The following is a 19,115-nucleotide window of genomic DNA, read 5'->3' on the forward strand; positions in this document are numbered from 1 at the left end:
TCAGCCTCGTTCGCCGACGGCGAGCGAGACGGCAAGCAGCGCGCCGCCCCCGCTCACGACGACGTCAAACGCACGCCGCGGCCCGTCGAGCCGCAGCGTGTCCATTTCTTCCAGTGCGTGGCGCGTGCCGTCGATTTCGACGCCGACCGCACCGGCCGCGCAAAACAGCAGCACCGTATCGGCACGCTCGATGCGGTGCGCGCCTGCGCGCCATACGTCGAGCGCGCCGCGCGCGGCCGAACGGCGCGTCATCAGGTTGAAGTCGCGCGTCGCGCCGTCGTGCAGCGTCGCATCGATCGCCGTCTCGCCCGCGAAATCCGCGCGCGCCAGCGGCGTATCGAGCACGTGGCGTGCACCGCCCGCTTCGGCGAGCGTCATGCCCGCGCCGGACAGCAGCACCAGCGTGCGGTCGATCCCGTCGAAACGCGAGAACGGCCCGGCCGCGCCGACATCCGCGACGCTCACGCGCCAAGCGAACGTGTCGAGCGCGGCGCCGGGCGGGAATGCGCCGATCTCGCGCGTCACGCCGCCGCCGTTCTTCCACGGCGACGCGACGAGATCCGCGGCGCGAATCATCGCGGCGGCCAGCGTCGCGTCTGCCGGCGCCTGGTCGAGCGCCGTCATGCTCAGCGGCCGAGCATCGGCAGCTTCAGGCCGGCTTCGCGGGCCGTCTGCTGCGCGAGTTCGTAGCCGGCGTCCGCATGGCGCATCACGCCCGTCGCCGGATCGTTCAGCAGCACGCGACCGAGACGCTCGTGCGCTTCAGCCGTACCGTCGGCGACGATCACGACGCCCGAGTGCTGCGAGAAGCCCATGCCGACACCGCCGCCATGGTGCAGCGACACCCACGATGCGCCGCCTGCCGTGTTCAGCAGTGCGTTCAGCAGCGGCCAGTCGCTGACCGCGTCCGAACCGTCCTTCATCGATTCCGTCTCGCGGTTCGGGCTTGCGACCGAACCCGTGTCGAGGTGGTCGCGGCCGATCACGATCGGCGCCTTCAGTTCGCCGTTCTTCACCATCTCGTTGAACGCCTGGCCGAGGCGATAGCGATCCTTCACGCCGACCCAGCAGATCCGTGCCGGCAGGCCCTGGAACGCGATGCGCTCGCGTGCCATGTCGAGCCAGTTGTGCAGGTGCGGATCGTCGGGGATCAGCTCCTTCACCTTCTGGTCGGTCTTGTAGATGTCTTCCGGATCGCCCGACAGCGCGACCCAGCGGAACGGGCCCTTGCCTTCGCAGAACAGCGGGCGGATGTACGCCGGCACGAAGCCCGGGAAGTCGAACGCGTTCTCGACGCCCATTTCCAGCGCCATCTGGCGGATGTTGTTGCCGTAGTCGAGCGTCGCCGCGCCGCGGTCCTGCAGCGCCAGCATCGCGCGCACCTGAACGGCCATCGACTGCTTCGCGACCTTCACGATGCTCTGCGGATCGACCTTCTGCGCCTCGCGCCATTGCGCGACGGTCCAGCCCTGCGGCAGGTAGCCGTTGATCGGATCGTGCGCGCTCGTCTGGTCGGTCACGCAGTCCGGCGTGATGCCGCGCTCGACGAGTTCCGCGAACACGTCGGCCGCGTTGCCGAGCAGGCCGATCGACACGGGCTTGCCCGTGCGCTTCGCTTCGTCGATCATGCCGAGCGCCTCGTCGAGCGTCGTCGCCTTCTTGTCGACATAGCGGGTCTTCAGGCGGAAGTCGATGCGCGTCTCGTCGCATTCGACCGCGATCATCGAGAAGCCGGCCATCGTCGCGGCGAGCGGCTGCGCGCCGCCCATCCCGCCCAGGCCGCCCGTCAGGATCCAGCGGCCCGACGGATCGCCGTTGAAGTGCTGGTTCGCGACCGAGAAGAACGTTTCATAGGTGCCCTGCACGATGCCCTGGCTGCCGATGTAGATCCAGCTGCCGGCCGTCATCTGGCCGTACATCATCAGGCCCTTGCGGTCGAGCTCGTGGAAGTGATCCCACGTCGCCCAGTGCGGCACGAGGTTCGAGTTCGCGAGCAGCACGCGGGGCGCATCCTTGTGCGTGCGGAACACGCCGACCGGCTTGCCCGATTGAATCAGCAGCGTCTCGTTCTCCTCGAGATCCTTCAGCGACGCGAGGATCTGGTCGTAGCATTCCCAGTTGCGCGCCGCACGGCCGATGCCGCCGTACACGACGAGCGCATGCGGGTGCTCGGCGACTTCCGGATCCAGGTTGTTCTGGATCATCCGGTACGCCGCCTCGGCCAGCCAGGTCTTGCAGGTCTTCTCGCTGCCGCGCGGCGCGCGGATCGTGCGCGTCGGATCGAGACGGGGATCGATGTGTTTCGGATGGTTCATGACGACTGCTCCCGAAGGAAAATGAATATCAAATAGGAATCAGAAATGCCCGGTGAAGCGATAACGGCTGCCGGGATGCCACAGATTCGCCACCGAGGCGACGACGCCCTGCGACCAGGTGCGCCGATGTAAAACCAGACACGGCTCGACGTCGTCCATCCGCAGCTGCTCGCGCCGCTCCGGCGCCGGGGCCGCCGCTTCGATCCGATACTCGACGCGCTGCAGCGGAGCCGCGCGCATCAGGTACAGGTTCGGCGTCGTGTTCGTGAAATCCTGCTCGGCGTAATCCGGCGCGACCGCCGGATTCACCCATCGTTCTTCGAGCTGCACCGGCTCGTCGTTCTCGAAGTGCAGCACCTGCGAATGAAACAGCTTCGTGCGCACGGCCACCTGCATCTCGTCGGCGAGCGCGTCGTCGGCGCGGATCGTCTCGAGGCCGAGCACGCTGGCGCGATACGCATGCCCGCGCGCGCCGACCTCCTCCGAGATGCTGCGGATCGCCACCAGCGTCGACTCGTACTTCGGCCGCGCGACGTAGGTGCCCGCGCCCTTCATGCGCGTGAGCACCTGCTCGGCCGTCAACTCGCGCAGCGCGCGGTTGACGGTCATGCGCGCAACCTTGAACTCGCGTGCCAGCTCGTTCTCGGACGGCACCTGGTCGCCCTCCTCCCACTCGCCGGCGTGGATGCGGCCCAGGATGAAATCCTTGATCTCCTGGTAGACCGGCGCGCTCATCGGCTTACTGTTCCGATGCGAACGAGAACGGGCTGATCTTCGCGAACGCGCGCTCGCCGACCAGCTTCGCGATCGCCGCGATGTCCGGCGCGAAGTAGTGGTCGAGCTCGTAGTGCGCGACGTGCGCGCGGATCGTTTCCATCGCCGGCGCCAGCTTCGGGCTCGTGTGATACGGCGCGCGCAGGTCGACGCCCTGGGCGGCGGCCAGCAGTTCGATCGCGAGGATGTGCTTCGTGTTGTCCGCGATGTCGGCGAGCTTGCGCGCGGCGAACGTCGCCATCGACACGTGGTCTTCCTGGTTCGCCGAGGTCGGCAGCGAGTCGACCGACGCCGGGTGTGCGAGCGTCTTGTTTTCCGACGCCAGCGCGGCAGCCGTCACGTGCGCGATCATGAAGCCCGAGTTCACGCCGCCGTCCCTCACGAGGAACGGGGGCAGGCCCGACAGCGTCGCGTCGATCAGCAGCGCGATGCGGCGTTCGGCCAGCGCACCGATTTCCGCCGCGGCGAGCGCGAGGTTGTCGGCCGCGAACGCGACGGGCTCGGCGTGGAAGTTGCCGCCCGACAGCACTTCGCCGGTGTCCGGGAAGATCAGCGGGTTGTCCGACACGGCGTTCGCTTCGATCAGCAGCACGTCGGCCGCATGGCGCATCTGGTCCAGGCACGCGCCCATCACCTGCGGCTGGCAGCGCAGGCTGTACGGATCCTGCACCTTGTCGCAGTCGCGGTGCGACTGGTTGATCGGCGAGCCTTCGAGCAGGTCGCGGTAGGACGCGGCTGCGTCGATCTGGCCTTGATGGCCGCGCAGTTCGTGGATGCGCGCGTCGAACGGCTTCACCGAGCCGGCTGCCGCGTCGACCGACAGCGCGCCCGCGACGAGCGCGGTGCGATACAGGTCTTCGATCGAGAACATGTTGTCGAGCGCCAGCGCCGTCGAGGCCTGCGTGCCGTTCAGCAGCGCGAGGCCTTCCTTCGCCTGCAGCGTCAGCGGCGCGAGGCCCGCGACGCGCAGACCGTCGAGCGCGCTGGCACGCTCGCCGCGGATGAACACTTCGCCGACGCCGAGCAGCACGGCCGACATGTGCGCGAGCGGCGCGAGGTCGCCCGATGCACCGACCGAGCCCTTCACCGGGATCAGCGGCAGCACGTCCGCGTTGAACAGCTTGATCAGCGCGTCCATCACTTCGCGGCGGATGCCCGAGTGGCCGCGGCCGAGGCTCGACAGCTTCAGCGCCATCAGCAGGCGCACCGACGAACGCGCCATCGGCTCGCCGACGCCGACCGCGTGCGACAGCACGAGGTTCTTCTGCAGCAGTTCGAGCTGGTCGTGCGGGATGTGCGTGCTGGCCAGGCGGCCGAAGCCCGTGTTGATGCCATAGGCCGGCTCGCCTTTCGCGGCGATGTCGGCGACGGCCTTCGCGCCGGCGTCGATCTTCGCGAAGCTGGCCGGGTCGAGCGCCAGTTGCACGGATTCGCGTGCGATCCGGCGCAGTTGCGGAAGGGTCAGGTGGCCGGGGGTCAACGTAATCATGTGAGCAATCCTGTCTAGACAAGTTCGGAATGGATTGAAGTGTAGCCAGCCAAACTTGTCTAGACAACCCGTTTTTCATCGATTTCGGCTTGGGAGTTTCCCTGATGTCCGGCGCGGCCCGCCGGACCGGCCGGCGGGATCCGGCCATTAACATATGTTGCGATTATTTTTTCTTTGGCAACATACGGATCATCACTCGCCAAGGAGACCCGTCATGAACATCCCGCCGCGGTTCGCCGCCCTGTACGGCCGCAGCCTGCTCGTCGCCGCGTGCACGCTCGCGTGCGGCGCGTCGCTCGCCGCCGAACCGCTGTCGGGCACGCTCGAGAAGATCCGGCAGAGCAACCTGATCTCGATCGGCCATCGCGAAACGTCGGTGCCGTTCTCCTATGTCGACACGGGCGGCAAGGTAATCGGCTTCTCGCAGGACCTGTGCGACCGCGTGATCGCCGCGGTGAAGGCGCGCACCGGCAAGCCCGACCTGCAGGTGCGCTTCATCCCGGTCACGTCGCAGAACCGCATCCCGCTCGTGCAGAACGGCACCGTCGACCTCGAATGCGGCGTGACCACGAACCTGGCCGCGCGCCACGCGCAGGTCGCGTTCTCGACCACCTTCTTCGTCGCGACGACGCGCCTGCTCACGCGCACGAGCTCGGGCATCCGCGACTTCCCCGACCTCGCCGGCAAGACGGTCGTGACGAACCAGGGCACGACGTCCGAACGCCTGCTGCGCAAGATGAACGAGGAAAAGAAGATGAACATGCAGATCATCAGCGCGAAGGACTACGGCGAAGGACGTCTCACGCTCGAATCGGGTCGCGCGGCCGCGTACATGATGGACGACGTGCTGCTCGCGGGCGTGCGCCAGCTCGCCGCGAAGCCGGCCGACTGGCAGATCGTCGGCACGCCGCAGTCGTCGGAGGCCTACGGGTTCATGCTGCGCAAGGACGATCCGCAGTTCAAGGCGCTCGTCGACGGCGTGCTCGTGCAACTGATGAAACGCGGCGAGATCGACGCGCTGTACGACAAGTGGTTCATGAAGCCGGTGCCGCCGAAGGGGCTGTCGTTCGACTTCCCGATGAGCGACGTGATCAGGGCGCGCTACGCGGCGCCGAACGACACGCAGCTCGAATGAACGCCGCTCGTTGACGCCGGTTCACGCGCGCGTCCACGCGACGCATGCCGCGTAGCCGGGCGCCGCGTCGACCCACGCCGCGTCGAACGCCGCGACGCCGGCGGCGGGCGCGGCCGGCTCGACGACCGTCGTCGCCGGTGTCGCCGCATCGCGCGGCGGCACGACCGCGAACGCGCGCAGCCCGCCGCCGATGCCGGTGCCGAGCGCCTTGAGCAGCGCCTCCTTCGCGGACCAGACTCGCATGAATTCGCGTGCGCGCACGTCGGGCGGCAGGCCGTCGAGATACGCGGCCTCGGCCGGCGCGCAGACTTCGCTCGTCAGCGCGCGCCAGTCGGTCGTGCGGCTGCAGGATTCGATGTCGACGCCGACACGGCCCGCGGGCACCCACGCGAGCAGCGCATGATCGCCCGCGTGCGACACGTTGAAATCGAGCGTCGCGCCATGCGCGGGGTCCGGCGACGGCCGCCCCGCTTCGTCGACGACGATCGCGACCGCGTGCGGCGCGACACCGAGGGCCGCGCCGAGCATGTCGCGCAGCGCGGCGCGCGTCGCGGCGCTGCGCACCGCATCCTCGTGCCGCACGAAGCGTGCGGCCCGTGCACGTTCGTCATCGCTGAGCACCGCATACGCGGGCGACGCCAGCGGCACGCGCCAGTCGAAATCGATGCGCGCGATCCGCACGCCGGCGCGGGACGCGGCGGTCGGCACGTCGAGCGCATGCATGCGCCACGCACGGGGTGTGTCGACCGGGGAAGCGGAATCGGACGGAATGGACATCGGCACGCGGCAGCCTGTGCTGTGGAATGAAACGTCAGATGTTAATCGATCGCGCCGGCGCACGAACCGGCGTGTGCGCGGATTGCCGCGCCCGCATCGAACGACGGATGCTTCATGAACGACATTCGAAGGCCGCGCGCGGCAACGTGCGCGGCCGCCCCGCTTCACCCGTTCGCGGCAACGCCCGGCACGCCGCTACCCGTCACCCGCGCCCGCGACGCCGGATGCAGCGCGTGCACGCTGCCCGGCGCATCGGCCGGCAGCACGCCGTGTTGCAGCCAGTGCAGCGCGACGGGCCACAGCGTGTCGGTGAAGCGGCTGTGGAAAAACGCGAAATGGCCGATCGCGTCGACGCCGATGTCGGCCGGCGCAATCCGCAGGTGCGTGACATCGCTGCCCGTGTAGTAACCGACCAGCCGCTCGATCGCGCCGATCGTGCCGAACGCGTCGTCGTCGACGCCGATCGCGAGCATCGGTGCCGACAGCCCCGCGAAGCGCGCGGGCAGCGCCGCACGGCTCACGGCACCTTCCTCGAACAGGCCGCCGACGTAGCCGTCCTCGAAACGCGGCCGCGAACGCGCCCACGACAGCGCGATGCCGCGCGGCGTGTCCTCCATCCAGCCGAGCCGCTTCGCGGGCACGTAGCCGAACACGGCCGCGAGCGCGGGCATCGCGACATGCCACTTCCACCACATGCGCCGCCGTTCGGCCGGCAGGTAATCGCGCCAGTACGCATACTGCGCGCCGACGGTCACCGCATGCCGCACGTGCACGTTCGACGCCGCAAGCCCGAGCACGCAGCCGCCGATGCTGTGCGCGACGACGTCGATCGGCTGGCCCGGAAACGCGTCGCGTGCGTGTTGCAGCGCGGCCTCGCAATCGAGCTGCCCCCAGTCGAGCCAGTTCGCGCGCAGCTTCGCGAGCCGCGCCGGGCGCGACCCGCCGATGCCGCGATAGTCGTAGACGAGCACGTCGCGCCCCTGCGCGAACAACCAGGCCGCGAAACGGAAGTAATAGTCGCAGCGCACCGACGTCGCGCAATTGACGACCGTCACGGGCCGCGCCGCACCGCCGCCGCGATGGCGCCACACATGGCCGCGCAATTCAAAGCCGTCGGCCGCACGCAGCGTCACGGGCTCGGGTGGCAACGCGCCCGCCGCGCGACTGCCCGGTGCCGCTCCGTCCCCTTCGCTCGAAATCGTCATCCTGCCTCCTGTCGATCGCAGTTAGCGCTTTGGCGCTTACTCGAGCCCCATGCTTTGCGGTCGGCCAGAGTCAGCGCTTCAGCGCCCGCTCCGGCCCCGTGCTTCACGCTCCGAGCCACCGCCCGCGCCCATCGGTCAGCGTCCATTGAACTTGACGCGTGCCGCGTTCTCAACCAATCTTCCTGCTCCGTTCGCATGAGTCACGCGCATGTCAACGCCTCTCGTCCGTCTCCCGTCGCTCGACCTGGTCCGCGGTTTCGTCGCCGTCGGCCGCCGCATGAGCATCACGCTCGCCGCGCAGGACCTGTGCGTCACGCAGTCGGCGGTCAGCCGCCAGGTGCATGCGCTCGAAGCGCATCTCGGCGTCGCGTTGCTGCAGCGCGGCTACCGGAAGATCGCGTTCACGCCGGAAGGCGAACGGCTGTTCCGCGTCGCGGATGCGGCGCTGCACAGCCTGCAGGACACCGTCGCGTCGCTCGCCGCCGCACGCGAACGCCAGCCCGTCACGATCACCGCGAGCATCGGCGTCACCGCGCTGTGGCTGCTGCCGCGGCTCGGGCGGCTGCAGGCGCGCCTGCCGGAGATCGACCTGCGCGTCGCCGCGAACGACAAGGTACTCGATTTGCGCGCCGAGGGCATCGACCTCGGCATCCGCTATTGCCCGCGCGATCGCGCGCCGGCCGGCGCGCTGCGCCTGTTCGACGAGATCGTCGTGCCGGTCGCGCATCCCGCACTCGCCGCGCGGCCGGTCACGAGCGCGGCCGCGATCGCCGACCACGTGCTGCTCGAATTCGACGGGCCGCCGCAACCGCAATTGCAGTGGCGCACGCACCTGCACGCGGCCGGGCTCGGCGACGCGCGCCCCAAAGGCGTGCTGCGCTTCAACCAGTACGACCAGGTGATCCAGGCCGCGATCGCGGGCCAGGGCGTCGCGCTCGGCCGGCTCGCGCTGGTCTCGCCGATGCTTGCGGACGGGCGGCTCGCGGTGCTCGGGCCGCACACGCAGGCGCTGTCGGATGCGTACGGCTACTGGCTGTTCCAGCACGATCCGGCACCGCGCCGCGAAGTCGCCGACGTGCGCGACTGGATGCTCGCCGAAGCGGCCGAATGCGATACCGCGATGCGCGCGCACGACATGGCGTCGACGTAAGCCGGCGCAGGCTTTTCGGCTACCCCGACCACGCACGGCCGGCCGCTGCCGCCCACCCGGCCGCCCCCGTCACATTCCCCGCACGCATGCCAACCTGACCGAATGATCGCTTGAGCGACGCCGGGCCCGATCGTCTAATCGAATCGAGCGCGGCCGTTTCGCCGCGCGCCTGCATCCGGAGACACGCATGACCCCGATCGAGCAGGAAGTCCGACGCCGCTGGCTGCCCGTGCTGGCGGGCGGCCTGATCATGGGCGCCGCGCTCGGCATCCGCCATGTGCAGGGCCTGTTCCTCGCGCCCGTATCGCTCGACCATGGCTGGTCGCGCGAAGCGTTCGGGCTCGCACTGGCGCTGCAGAACCTGATCTGGGGCGTCGCGCAGCCGTTCACGGGGATGATCGCCGACCGCTTCGGCTCGGTGCGCGTGATCGTCGCCGGGATGCTGCTGTATGCGGCCGGGCTCGTCACGATGGCGCACGCGGCGTCGACCGGCATGTTCACGGTCGGCGCCGGGCTCGTCATCGGCATCGCACTGTCGGGCTCGGCATTCGCATCGATCTACGGCGCGCTGAGCCGCCTGTTTCCGCCCGACCGGCGCGGCTGGGCGCTCGGCGTCGCCGGCGCGATCGGCGGGCTCGGCCAGTTCTGCATGGTGCCCGTCGCGCAGGAACTGATCGGCGGCATCGGCTGGCGGCACGCGTTCGTCGCGCTGGCGCTCGTCGCGGCGCTGCTAGCACCGCTCGCCGTGCTGCTGCGCGACCGGCCCGCGCAAGCGTCCGGCGCCGCCGCCGGCCCCGACCAGTCGATCGGCGAAGCGGTGCGCGAGGCGTTCGCGCATCGCGGCTTCTGGCTGCTGAACGCGGGCTTCTTCGCGTGCGGCTTCCAGCTCGCGTTCATCGCGACGCACCTGCCCGCTTACCTGCTCGACCACGGGCTGCCGGCGCGCCACGCAAGCGTCGCGCTCGCGCTGATCGCGCTGACCAACGTGGCCGGCACCTATGCGTGCGGGCATCTCGGCGGGCTGCTGCGGCGCAAGTACGTGCTGTCGGTGCTGTACCTCGTGCGCGCGCTCGCGATGACCGCGTTCGTCGCCGTGCCGCTGTCGCCCGCGAGCGTCTATGTGTTCGCGGCCGTGATGGGGTTCACGTGGCTCGGCACGGTGCCGCTGACGAACGGCGTGATCTCGCAGGTGTTCGGCGTGCGCTACATCGCGACGCTGTTCGGCCTCGTGTTCTTCGGGCACCAGCTCGGCAGCTTCTTCGGCGTCTGGCTCGGTGCGATCGTGTACGACGCGACGCATTCGTACCTGCCGCTATGGATCGGTTCGATCGCGCTCGGCGTGCTCGCGGCGCTCCTGCACCTGCCGATCGACGACGCGCGCGTCGCGCGCCCGGCATCGGGCAACGCGGCATGGGGATGATCCGCGCGGCGCTGGCGGCCGGCACGCTCGCGTTCGTCGTGTGGTGCGGCGCGGCCTACTTCGATTCGGGCGTCGCGTACGCGCTGCTCGAACACGTCGCGTTCTGCAACTGACGCGGCGAACCGTGCCGCGCGGGCAGACGGTCAGCGACGTTTCGGCAATGCGGCCAGCGCCTCGAGCGCGCGCGGCGGCGTGATCGACGAGCGGTGCCGGATAGTCGACGCCGAGCCGCACACCGGCCGCGTCGAGCTGCAGCGGCGACGCTTCCCACGGCGCGTGGATCGACGCGGTGTCGAGGCTCGCGAGTTCGGGCACCCAGCGCCGCACGTATGCGCCGTCCGGGTCGAACTTCTCGCCCTGCGCGACCGGATTGAAGATGCGGAAATACGGCGCGGCGTCGGCGCCGCAGCCGGCCACCCACTGCCAGCTCGCCGCGTTGTTCGCGGGATCGGCGTCGACCAGCGTGTCCCAGAACCACGCTTCGCCCGCGCGCCAGTCGATCAGCAGATGCTTGACGAGGAACGACGCGACGACCATCCGCACACGGTTGTGCATCCAGCCGGTGGTCCACAGCTCGCGCAGGCCCGCATCGACGAGCGGATAGCCGGTCCGGCCGCGCTGCCATGCGCGCAGCGCCGCGGCATCGTCACGCCACGGCATCGCATCGAACTGCGCGCGGAAGTTGTCGGTCGCGAGCGCCGGGAAGTGATACAGCAGCGCGTAGCTGAATTCGCGCCAGCCGAGCTCGCTCAGGAACTTGTCGGCGCCCGCAACGTACGCCGCGCCGCCTGCATTCGCGGCGCCCTGCACCGCGTGCCACACCTGTCGCGGCGATACGTTGCCGAAGCGCAGGAACGGCGACAGCCGGCTCGTCGCGGGCCGGTCGGGACGATCGCGCGCATCCGCATAACCGGCAAGCGACGCCGACAGGAACGCGTCGAGCCGTTCGTGCGCACCGACTTCGTCGGGTGCGGGCCACGCGTCGCGCAGGCCGCCGGCCCAGTCCGGCACGGGCGAACGCAACGCGAGCGTGTCGAGCGCCAGCGCACGGTCACGCACGGTTTCCGGCCACGGTTGAAACACGATCCGTTCCGGTTCCGGCAGTGGCGCGGCGACCGTGCGGTCGCGGCGCGCGGCGCGCCAGTACGCGGTGAACACCTGGTATGGCGCACCGCTGCCCGTCAGCACCTCCCATGGCTCGTTCAGCAGGCTGCCGTTGCTGCTCTCGACCTTGACGCCGCGCGCCTTGAGCGACGCCTTCAGCGCCGCGTCGGCGTCGCGCTGCGGCTGCGCGTAGCGGCGGTTCCAGTACACAGCCGCCGCGCCCGTGTCGCGTACGACGCGCTCGATCTCGCGCTGCGCGTCACCGCGCAACAGCAGCAAGCGCCCGCCGTGACGCGCGAGCGCGGCGTCGAGCCCGGCCAGCGACCCGTGCAGCCACCAGCGCGCTGCGCCGCCCGGCGGGCGCCCCGAACCGGCACCCGTATCGTCGACGAACACGCACACGAGCGGCCGGCCTGACTCGACCGCGCGCGTCAGCGCGGGCTGGTCGGTCACGCGCAGATCGTCGCGAAACCAGACGATCGCGGGAGCAACGGACGACTTGGCGGGCACGGGCACCTCGATGCGGAAAGCGGAACAGGATGCGTATTGTCGCGGCTGCGCCACACGGTGTCGACGCTCGACGTGCCAACGTGCCGATGACGGCCACGGCCATCGCACCGCGTCGCGCGCCCGGTGAAACGCCTTGGTCCATTCCGACGATTCTTCGCCGCGTCCGCCGGCCTACGCTCGATGTCGGGTGCATGTGCACCGCGATGCGCGGCACGTGCCGGCCGTGCTCGCGGGTGCGACCGGCTGATTCGGCTGACCTTGGCCACGACGCGCGCCGCGCAACGGCTGCACGGCGCGCGTCGCCGATCGCTTCGTCAATCGAGCCGGAACGCCGCCTCGAAACGCGCGGCGAATGCGTCGAACTCGGTTTCCGGCAGATGGTTGATGCCGCCCGCGCGCTTGCGCCCGCCGCCGGTCGCAAAGCCGCGGCAGAACTCGTCGGCGCCGAGCGGCCGGCCGTCGGGCACGCGCACGCTGACGACGAGCCCGCCATCGGCGCGCGGCGACAGCACCGCGAGCGCCGCATGCGGCGCGTTGCGCATTCGTTCGTTCGCGAGCATCCCGGTCGCGCGCCGCGCCCACGGTTGATCAGGCATCCGTACCAGCGTCGCGCCCGGCACCTCGCGCAGCGGCGCAAGCGCGCATGCGCGCGCCATGTCGTCGCGGTAGCCGTCGCGCAGTGCGGCGAACACGGCGGTCCCGCGCACGAAATCCAGCGGATCGACGCACGGCAGCATCGCGTCGGCGAGCGCCGCCGGATCGAAATGCAGATCGCCGATGCAATCGCCGTACGCGTTGTAGTTCAGGTAGAGCCCGAGTTCGGCGAGCGTGCAACGTTCGGCGTCGTCGATCCCTTGCTCGCGCGCGAGCGCGCCGCCGAGCGCCGGCAGTTCGTCGCCGAATGCCGCGACGATCGCCCAGCGCACATGCCGGCCGCGGAGATGGCGGTTCACGAGCGCGCTCGTGCAGACATCTGCCGCCGTGTCGATATGTGCGTGGAAGCCCGGATCGGCGGGTAGCTCGCCTGCGAAGTGATGATCGAAATAGCGGACTGTCGCCCCTTCGCGCAGCAGTCGCGCGCACGCGTCGCGGTTCTGATCGTGCGACACGTCGAGCACGGTGACACGATCGCCGGCCCGCGCATCGATCCGCTCGAGCAGCCGGATGTCGCGCTTCACGCCTGTCACGAGCAGGCCGTGTGCGCCTTCCGCGAGCCGCAGTTGCTGAAGCGCGCACAGGCCGTCCGCATCGCCGTTGAACGCGAAGAAGTGCCGTCCATGGTGGTTGTCCTGCATGTTCCGTCGCTCCGTATTCAGCATGAAATCGCCGCCGTTCGCGCACATGCCATGCACACCGAGCGCGCGAGCCCGGTATTTTGCCGCAACCGCGCGCGCTCCTCGATACAGCGTAGCCGGATTCACCTGCAAATGGCTTGCAGCGCACACGCTCACAGAAGTTATACGTCATCAGACATGATCGAATATCCAATCGATCTCATGATATTTACCAATATCCGGGAATTTTCCGGGTAAACCCGTGACGTCTCCATTAACACTCAGGCGTACCATGTCATACGACGACATACTACATAAGCCACCACCCAGACGCCGACGCGGGCTGCCGCCCCGTCCGCCGCCCGACCGGAGACACCGTTGAACCCGCCCTCGCCCGCGCTACCCGGCCGCGACCCGCTCGCGTCCGCCGTCTCGAAAGTGAAGTGGCACGTGCTGCCGCTCGTGCTGATCATGTTCATCGCGAACTACATCGACCGCGTGAACGTCGGTTTCGTCGATCGCCACCTCGAAGCGTCGATCGGCATCGGCGCGGCCGCGTACGGGCTCGGCGCCGGGCTGTTCTTCGTCGGCTATGCGCTGTTCGAAGTGCCGTCGAACCTGCTGATGCAGCGCTACGGCGCACGCGTGTGGCTCGCGCGGATCATGGCGACGTGGGGCATCGTCGCGGCCGCGATGGCGTTCGTGTGGAACGACACGTCGTTCTACGTGCTGCGCTTCCTGCTCGGCGCGGCCGAGGCCGGCTTCTTCCCCGGCGTCGTGCTGTACCTGTCGCAATGGCTGCCGCCGCAGGAGCGCGGCAAGGCGATGGCGATCTTCCTCGGCGGCTCCGCGTTCGCGTCGGTGCTGTCCGGGCCCGTCACCGGCGCGCTGCTGTCGATCCGCGGCTTCGGCCTCGAAGGCTGGCAATGGATGTTCCTGATCGAAGGGCTGTTCTCGGTCGCGCTGTGCGGCGCGAGCTGGCTGCTGCTGAAATCGCACATCCGCGACGCGACGTGGCTCACCACCGACGAACGCGCGGCGCTCGAAACGGCGCTCGACGCGGAGCGCGCAACGCGCGACGTACGCTCGAACGTGCACGTGCGCGCCACCTCGCTGCTGCGCGATCCGCAGATCATGCTGTTCTGCTTCCTCTACTTCTCGATCCAGCTGACGATCTACGCGGCCACGTTCTGGCTGCCGACGATCATTCGCAAGATGGGCGGCCTCAGCGATTTCCAGGTCGGCCTGTACAACACGATTCCGTGGATGATCGCGATCGGCGCGATGTACGGTTTCGCGGTGTTGTCCGCGAAATGGAAGCATCCGCAGCGCTGGCTCGCGTTCGCGCTCGTGCTCGCCGCGTGCGGGCTGTTCGCGTCGACGTCGCACGATCCCGTGTGGTCGTTCGCGTCGATCTGCTTCGCCGCGCTCGGCTTCAAGGCTGCGGCGTCGCTGTTCTGGCCGATCCCGCAGGGTTACCTCGACACGCGCGTGGCCGCGGCCGTGATCGCGCTGATCAACTCGGTCGGCAATCTCGGCGGCTTCGTCGCGCCGACGGCATTCGGCTATCTGAAGCAACATACGGGTTCGATCACGGGCGGGCTGTATGCGCTCGCGATCGCGTCCCTCGTCGCCGCGGTCGCCGCGCTGTTCGCGCGCACGCACCGGCGCAGCGATCCGCCGCGCGGCCTGCCGGCCGACGAGTCCTTCACGAACGCTACGATGCTCCGCCATGCCGAACACTGACCGCCTGACCGTCGTCGTCTCGAATGCCGCCGACGGCGACCTCGCCACGTTCTCCCTCGCGAGCGACGGCACGCTCGCGCCGCTCGCCCGCTATCCGGCCGCCGACGTCGCGATGCCGATCGCCGTGCAGGCCGACCGCGCGCGGCTCTACGTCGCGACGCGCGGTGAGCAGCCGACGATCGTCGCGTTCCGCGTCGCCGCAGCCACGGGCGCGCTCGCGCGCATCGGCGCGACCGCGATCGATGCGAGCCACGCGTACCTGTCGCTCGACCGCAGCGGCCGCTGGCTGCTCGGTGCGTCGTACGGCGGGAATTCGCTGAGCCTCTACGACGCCGCGCGCGTGCGCGACGGCGACGGCGCGCCGCTGCAAGTGGCCGGCGGCATCGCGAACGCGCATGCGGTGATCGTGTCGCCGGACAATCGTTTCGCGTACGTCAGTTCGCTCGGCTCGGATCGCGTGTTCAGCTTCGCGCTCGTCGAGGACGCAGCCGGCCTGCGTTTGGCCGAACACGGCGAAACGCGCGTGCCGGCCGGCTTCGGCCCGCGTCACCTGCGATTCGCGCGCGACGGCCGCGCGCTCGTCGTCGTCAGCGAATTCCAGGGCACGCTCGCGACGTTCGCGCGCGATCCCGACAGCGGCCGGCTCGGCGACGCGCACGTGAGCGCGCGCCACCCGGCCGTCGCCGAACTCGCGCAAGGCCATGCGCGGCCGCCCGCGCCTGCCGAACCGTCCGTGTGGGCCGCCGACCTGCACCTGACGCCCGACGAGCGTTTCGCGTATGTCAGCGAACGCACGTCGAGCCAACTGCTCTGTTATCGCCGCACCGCCGACGGCACGTTCGAGCCCGCGCACGCGACAACCACCGAAACGCAGCCGCGCGGGTTCGCGATCGATCCGTCGGGGCGCTGGCTCGTCGCGTGCGGCGAGCAGTCGGAATACGTGTCGGTATATGCGATCGCGCCGGACGACGGCGCGCTGTCGCTGCACGCACGTGCAGCAGGCGGCCGCGGTGCAAACTGGGTCGAGATCGTCTGACCAAGCAACGCCCAGGCACGATCCGGCAGATCCGCTGCGAACGCCGGTCCCCCGTGCCCTCGCTCAGCGCCGCTCGCTCGGCGCAACACCCGTCCAGCGCTTGAACGCACGCGTGAAATTGGCGCGGTCCGTATAACCGACGCGCGCCGCAATCTCGTCGACCGGCAGCCGCGTGCCCTCCAGCAGCCGCAGTGCATCGCGCAGCCTGATCTCGTCGAGCAGCGCCGAATAGGTCGCGCCGTACTCGGCGAGCTTGCGCTTGAGCGTGCGCGCCGATACGTGCAGCTCGCGCGCGACGTCGTCGACCGACGGATAACCGCCATCGCCGCAGATCAGCAGGTTGCGCACGCGCTCGACGATGCTCTCCGCATAACCGAGCCGCGCGAGTTCGGCCTCGCACTGCTGGACAATCATCTGCGCGGTCTGTGCGTTCGCGGTACCGATCGGCTCGTCGAGCAGTGCGGCGTCGCAGCGGATGCGGTTCGCGCTTGCATCGAAATGACAACGCGGCAGCCGCGCGCGATAACGCTCGAACCATGGCGGCTCGGGCCATTCGAAGTGCAGTTCGGCACGCGACTGCAGCGTACGCCCCGGCGCCGGATACAGCAGCGAATTGAACAGGATCGCGGTCTCGACCAGGAAGTTCTCCACTGCAAACTGGCGCAGCCGGCCGAGCGGAAACGCTTCGAGCACGTCGATGTCGACGATCCCGTCGAGTTGCGCGAGCCGCACCGAGAAGAACGGCACACGCGTCGGCAGATAGCGGATGCCGAGCGCGATCGCCTCTCCAAGCGTCGCGCAGCTCATCAGCCCGAAACCGATCAGCCCCGCTTTCGTCAGGCTGCTGCGCAGGCCGATCTCGATCGCGATCGTCGGGTCGTCCGTCGCGTCGAGCAGGTTGAACACGATCGCCGCCTGCTGCAGCGGCGTGATGCGCGCATCGGGCTGCGCGAGCCGCTCGCGCTCGACGCCCGAGCCGGCGAGAATGCGGTCGTTATCGATCCCGCGCTCCTCGGCCAGCATCAGCATGAACAGCGCATACGCGGACGACACCGTCGCCTTGTTCAACTGGCGCGCGGCATCCGGGACGGACAGGGCCATGCGGCGGACTCCGAAGCGATTTCGGCGGATTGTAGCGCCGCTGGCCCGCAATGACACCGCGGCGGCACTCTAGCCTCGCGGCGCGCGATCGGGCACCCGCTCGCCGGCCATCGTGGCCCGAAATGACACCACCATTGGCACCGGCGGCCCTCGCATGCGGTGCGGCGCCCGCCTATGCTTGTCACATCGGCATGACGCCCCACTCTTTCCGCACGGATTCCGGTCGATGAGCCAACCCGCACGAACCGTCTTTCGCCACGACGCAGACAAGGTCGCGTACGTCCGCCGCGAGGTCAACGCCGCGAGCGATGCGATCCGCGCGCGCTTTCCGCTGCTCGACAACCAGAACCTCGTCGGCGCGACCGTGATGGCCGTGTCGGTCGCCGCGATGCTCGCGATCGCGTGGCTGTATGCACGCGGCACGATCGCGTGGTACGTCGCGCTGCCGCTCGCCGCGTTCGTCACATCGCTGATCCACGAACTCGAGCACGACCTGATCCACTTGATGTACTTCAAAAAGACGCCGTGGGCCTATCACCTGATGATGGCGCTGTGCTGGCTCACGCGGCCGGGAACGATCAACCCGTGGACGCGGCGGCGCATGCACCTGCATCACCACAAGGTGTCGGGCGGCGAATCGGATCTCGAGGAATTCGGCATCACCAACGGCGAGCGCTGGGGCGTGAAGCGCCTGCTGATGATCGCGGACGGGATGCTCGCCGTCGTGCTGCGGCCGGCCGCGATGCGCCGCAAGGTGAAGCAGTACGTTGCCGCGCAGCCGGTGCAGGATCCGGCCGAGCGCATGCAGTTGCGTGTCGAGCAGGTGTCGTCGTACATGCCGGTCGGTCACGTGTACTACGCGCTGTGGCACGCGTTCATCGTCTATCACGTCGGCCTGTTCGCACTGCACGCGTTCGGCTATGCGGTAACGGTGCCGGCCCTGGTCGAGCGTGCGATGGATATCGTCGATTTCCTGGCGGTCGTGTGGCTCGGGCCGAACTTCGTGCGCAGCTTCTGCATCAACTTCGTCAGCTCGAACATGCATTACTTCGGCGACATCGATTCGCGCAACGTGATCCAGCAGACGCAGGTACTCAACCCGTGGTGGATGCTGCCGTTCCAGTTGTTCTGCTTCAACTTCGGCAGCACGCACGCGATCCATCACTTCGTCGTACGCGACCCGTTCTACATCCGGCAACTGACCGCGCGAACCGCGCATGCGGCGCTGCGCGAAGTGGGTGTGCGCTTCAACGACGTCGGCACGTTCGCGCGTGCGAATCGCTGGGGTGCTTATCGTCCTTCGCGCGGCACGCGTCACGTGCAGGTCGACGCGTAATACCGGCGTCGGCAGCGCGCCGTATCAATCGCCGATCGGCGGCATCGCTCCCTGCCCGCGGATCCACGACCAGTTCGCGAGTTCGGCCATTTCCTTGTCGCCGCGGCTGTCGCCGTACGCGAACAGTTGAGTCGGCGGCCGGTCGCCCCACCACCCGCGCAGCCGCACGACCTTCTGCGGCCCCCAGCAGTTCTCGCCGTCGAGCCGCCCGGCGAATGCGCCGCGCTCGAACGCAAGCCGCGTCGCGAGCACGGCGTCGAAACCGGCCGTCTTCGCCCACTTCTCCAGATACAGCGACGGCGACGCGCTGACCAGCACGACTTCATGCCCGCGCGCCCGATGCTCGCGAATCCGTTCGAGCATTTCCGGTCGCACGAAGCGCGGCAGGGTCGTACCGGCGAAAGTGCTTGCCAGCGCATCGAGCGCGTCCTCGCGAACCGGCCCGAACGCGAACGACGCGAACTTCGCCTTCGCGTCGCCGCGCGACAGCAACCCGGCCTTCATCGCGACGATCCACGGCAGCGCGCGCAGCCCGGCCCACGCGAAGCGCGGCGTGCCGACCGCGTAGCGGACAAAGTGGCGAAAGCTGTCGGTGGTCGTGATGGTGCCGTCGAAATCGAATGCGGCGACGATGCGGTCAGTCATGGAGAATCGGCGGAAAAGCGATGAGATGCCCGGGAAGATAGCAGACTCGCGCCAGTGCGCGCGAAACGGCGTGACGAAGCATGGCCCGGGCAGCGACC

General features: G+C 69.1%; 15 protein-coding genes and 1 pseudogene. 6 read left to right on the forward strand and 10 right to left on the reverse strand.

The genetic code is table 11. The features are described 5' to 3' along the window. Genes BT264_RS13730 through hutH form a run of 4 tightly spaced genes read right to left on the reverse strand, consistent with a single transcriptional unit; the run spans position 1 to position 4,578 of the window. A complete protein-coding gene (locus BT264_RS13730) occupies positions 1-624 on the reverse strand; it encodes a HutD/Ves family protein (RefSeq protein ID WP_072436961.1) in 624 nt (207 codons plus the stop codon). A 2-nt stretch (positions 625-626) separates the two neighbouring features. After that, on the reverse strand, positions 627-2,315 hold the full coding sequence (hutU, locus tag BT264_RS13735; RefSeq protein WP_034183520.1) for a urocanate hydratase: 1,689 nt from the start codon (positions 2,313-2,315) through the stop codon (positions 627-629). 39 nt (positions 2,316-2,354) lie between these two features. After that, complete coding sequence (hutC, locus tag BT264_RS13740; RefSeq protein WP_072436960.1) at positions 2,355-3,050, reverse strand: histidine utilization repressor; 696 nt, start codon at positions 3,048-3,050, stop codon at positions 2,355-2,357. Positions 3,051-3,054: 4 nt separating this feature from the next. Next, positions 3,055-4,578, reverse strand: a complete 1,524-nt coding sequence (gene hutH / locus BT264_RS13745) for a histidine ammonia-lyase (protein WP_072436959.1) — start codon at positions 4,576-4,578, stop codon at positions 3,055-3,057. A 214-nt stretch (positions 4,579-4,792) separates the two neighbouring features. Between hutH and BT264_RS13750 the strand changes: the two genes are divergently transcribed. Further along, on the forward strand, positions 4,793-5,713 hold the full coding sequence (locus BT264_RS13750; protein ID WP_072436958.1) for a glutamate/aspartate ABC transporter substrate-binding protein: 921 nt from the start codon (positions 4,793-4,795) through the stop codon (positions 5,711-5,713). A 21-nt stretch (positions 5,714-5,734) separates the two neighbouring features. On the opposite strand, the gene BT264_RS13755 is transcribed toward BT264_RS13750, so the two are convergent. Continuing rightward, positions 5,735-6,490, reverse strand: a complete 756-nt coding sequence (locus BT264_RS13755; protein WP_072436957.1) for a 4'-phosphopantetheinyl transferase family protein — start codon at positions 6,488-6,490, stop codon at positions 5,735-5,737. Positions 6,491-6,654: 164 nt separating this feature from the next. Beyond that, a complete protein-coding gene (locus BT264_RS13760) occupies positions 6,655-7,695 on the reverse strand; it encodes an alpha/beta hydrolase family protein (RefSeq protein ID WP_072436956.1) in 1,041 nt (346 codons plus the stop codon). 208 nt (positions 7,696-7,903) lie between these two features. Between BT264_RS13760 and BT264_RS13765 the strand changes: the two genes are divergently transcribed. Together BT264_RS13765 and BT264_RS13770 are read left to right on the forward strand one after the other, a co-directional pair. Continuing rightward, entirely contained in the window at positions 7,904-8,845 is a 942-nt protein-coding gene (locus BT264_RS13765) for a LysR substrate-binding domain-containing protein (RefSeq protein ID WP_072436955.1), read from the forward strand. Between the two features lie 187 nt (positions 8,846-9,032). Then, entirely contained in the window at positions 9,033-10,265 is a 1,233-nt protein-coding gene (locus BT264_RS13770) for an MFS transporter (protein WP_072436954.1), read from the forward strand. Between the two features lie 231 nt (positions 10,266-10,496). Here the strand turns inward: BT264_RS13770 and BT264_RS13775 are convergent. Beyond that, a pseudogene (locus BT264_RS13775) lies at positions 10,497-11,987 on the reverse strand (deoxyribodipyrimidine photo-lyase); the annotation flags it as partial. 206 nt (positions 11,988-12,193) lie between these two features. Beyond that, positions 12,194-13,174: an acetyltransferase gene (locus BT264_RS13780; RefSeq protein ID WP_072437245.1), complete on the reverse strand. Its 981-nt coding sequence runs from the start codon at positions 13,172-13,174 to the stop codon at positions 12,194-12,196. Positions 13,175-13,531: 357 nt separating this feature from the next. Between BT264_RS13780 and BT264_RS13785 the strand changes: the two genes are divergently transcribed. Then, entirely contained in the window at positions 13,532-14,899 is a 1,368-nt protein-coding gene (locus BT264_RS13785; RefSeq protein WP_072436953.1) for an MFS transporter, read from the forward strand. After that, positions 14,886-15,935, forward strand: a complete 1,050-nt coding sequence (locus BT264_RS13790) for a lactonase family protein (protein WP_072436952.1) — start codon at positions 14,886-14,888, stop codon at positions 15,933-15,935. Before BT264_RS13785 ends, BT264_RS13790 begins: the two co-directional genes overlap by 14 nt. Before the next feature lie 63 nt (positions 15,936-15,998). Here the strand turns inward: BT264_RS13790 and BT264_RS13795 are convergent, their stop codons facing one another. Further along, entirely contained in the window at positions 15,999-17,036 is a 1,038-nt protein-coding gene (locus tag BT264_RS13795; RefSeq protein ID WP_072436951.1) for an AraC family transcriptional regulator, read from the reverse strand. Between the two features lie 226 nt (positions 17,037-17,262). Here BT264_RS13795 and BT264_RS13800 point away from each other — a divergent pair, with 226 nt between their 5' ends. Further along, positions 17,263-18,372 (forward strand): fatty acid desaturase, encoded by a 1,110-nt coding sequence (locus BT264_RS13800; RefSeq protein ID WP_072436950.1) that lies wholly within the window; start codon positions 17,263-17,265, stop codon positions 18,370-18,372. A 24-nt stretch (positions 18,373-18,396) separates the two neighbouring features. On the opposite strand, the gene BT264_RS13805 is transcribed toward BT264_RS13800, so the two are convergent. Next, entirely contained in the window at positions 18,397-19,017 is a 621-nt protein-coding gene (locus BT264_RS13805) for an HAD family hydrolase (RefSeq protein WP_072436949.1), read from the reverse strand. Positions 19,018-19,115: the final 98 nt, after the last annotated feature.

The organism is Burkholderia sp. NFPP32 (genome assembly GCF_900119325.1).
Taxonomy (GTDB): domain Bacteria; phylum Pseudomonadota; class Gammaproteobacteria; order Burkholderiales; family Burkholderiaceae; genus Burkholderia; species Burkholderia pyrrocinia_C.